Source organism: Geodermatophilus chilensis (assembly GCF_002802985.1).
Lineage (GTDB): Bacteria > Actinomycetota > Actinomycetes > Mycobacteriales > Geodermatophilaceae > Geodermatophilus > Geodermatophilus chilensis.
The window spans coordinates 1-1661 of sequence record NZ_NVPT01000325.1 but is presented as its reverse complement, the minus strand read 5'-3'; the positions used below and the strand labels follow the sequence as shown (position 1 = coordinate 1661).

The 1661-nt window shown below is 74.2% G+C and carries 2 protein-coding genes; both read right to left on the bottom strand.

Annotated features, from left to right (window positions below):
* Positions 1–130 precede the first annotated feature (130 nt).
* On the bottom strand, positions 131–1048 hold the full coding sequence (gene rarD / locus CNO22_RS26880) for an EamA family transporter RarD (RefSeq protein WP_100502275.1): 918 nt from the start codon (positions 1046–1048) through the stop codon (positions 131–133).
* 72 nt (positions 1049–1120) lie between these two features.
* Positions 1121–1552 carry a CBS domain-containing protein gene (locus CNO22_RS26875; protein WP_100502274.1) on the bottom strand — a complete coding sequence of 144 codons (432 nt, stop codon included), beginning with the start codon at positions 1550–1552 and terminating at the stop codon, positions 1121–1123.
* Between the last annotated feature and the right edge of the window lie 109 nt (positions 1553–1661).

The window sequence follows — 1661 nt, the reverse complement described above, 5'->3', positions numbered from 1 at the left end:
GGAAGAGGCACCTCGCCCCCCGGCGGGGAGACCGCGGGAGCTGGTTCGGCAGACACGGGACGTCCTCCTTCGGAACGCCTCCGACGGTAGTCCCGCCCACCGACATCCCCGGGCCGCCGGGCCGCGCGGGTCAGACCGGCGCGGGCGCGGCCTCCGCCGTCCGCCGGCGGGCTCCGGCACGGGCGTTGCGGAGGCTGTCGACGGTGAAGACGGCCAGGGCGACCCAGACGATGACGAAGCCGGCCAGCCGGGCCGGCGGCATGGGCTCGTCGTAGACGAAGACGCCGATCGCCAGCTGCATCAACGGCGTGACGTACTGCAGCAGGCCGACCGTGGACAGCGGGATGCGCCGGGTCGCGCCGGCGAACAGCAGCAGCGGGACGGCGGTCGCCACGCCCGAGCTCAGGAGCAGCAGCAGGTGTCCGGCCCCGGCGCTGCCCGCCGTCCCCTCCCCCTGCGCGTGCAGGACGGCGAGCACCACCACCGCCGGGACGACGACCAGCGCCGTCTCGACGAACAGCCCCGGGGCGGCCGCGACGCGCACCAGCTTCTTCATCAGCCCGTAGAGACCGAAGGTGACCGCCAGCGTCAGGGCGATCCAGGGCGGGCGGCCGTAGTCGACGGTCAGCACGCCCACCGCGACCGCGGCGATGCCGACGGCGACCCACTGCAGCCCGCGCAGCCGCTCGGCGAACACCACGACCCCGAGCAGCACGCTGACCAGCGGGTTGATGAAGTAGCCCAGCGAGGTCTCGACCACGTGCCCGGAGTTGACGCCATAGACGAAGACCAACCAGTTGGCGGCGATGAGCACCGCGGCGCCGGCCAGCACCAGCAGCGAGCGGCGGTCGGTCGCCGTGGCGCGCACCTGCGGCCAGGCCCGCACGGCGGTCAGCAGGACGGCGACGAAGAGCAGCGACCAGACGACCCGGTGGGCCACGATCTCCAGCCCGCCGGCGGGCTCGAGCAGGGGGAAGTACAGCGGGAACAGCCCCCAGAGGCCGTACGCGGCCAGCCCGGAGGCGACCCCGGCGCGCCGCTCGTCCACCGGCGCACCCTACGCCTGGCCCCGTCCCGGACCCCGCCCTGAGCCTGCGGAGGGAGGGGAGGACGGGGTCCTTCAACTGGTCTGGATGTAGCCGACGAGCTGGGCCCGCTCCTCCTCCAGCTCGTCGAGCCGGGCCTTGACGACGTCGCCGATGGAGACGATGCCGACCAGTACGCCGCCGTCGACTACAGGCACGTGCCGCACCCGGTGCTCGGTCATCGTGCGGGCCAGCTCCTCGACGCCCGCGGCCGGCACGCAGGTGTGCACCTGCGCGGTCATCACGCTGGAGACCGGGTCGGCGAGCAGCTCGGCGCCGCGCTGGTGCAGCGCCCGGACGATGTCCCGCTCGGAGACGATCCCGTCGACGCGGCGTCCGTCGGCGGAGACCACGAGGGCGCCGACGCCGTGCTCGGCGAGCAGCGCCAGAGCGGTGCGGACGCTGGCGTCCGCGTCGACCGTGGCGACGTCGGCCCCCTTGCGGCGGAGCAGCTGACGGATGTGCATGCCGGACCTCCTCGCCGTCGGGTCGCGCCGGTGAGTGTGCTCCCGCTCACAGCCTCCCGGCAACGCCCGGAGCGGCCTACCGTCGTCGGTGTGCGATCCGGTACCGACA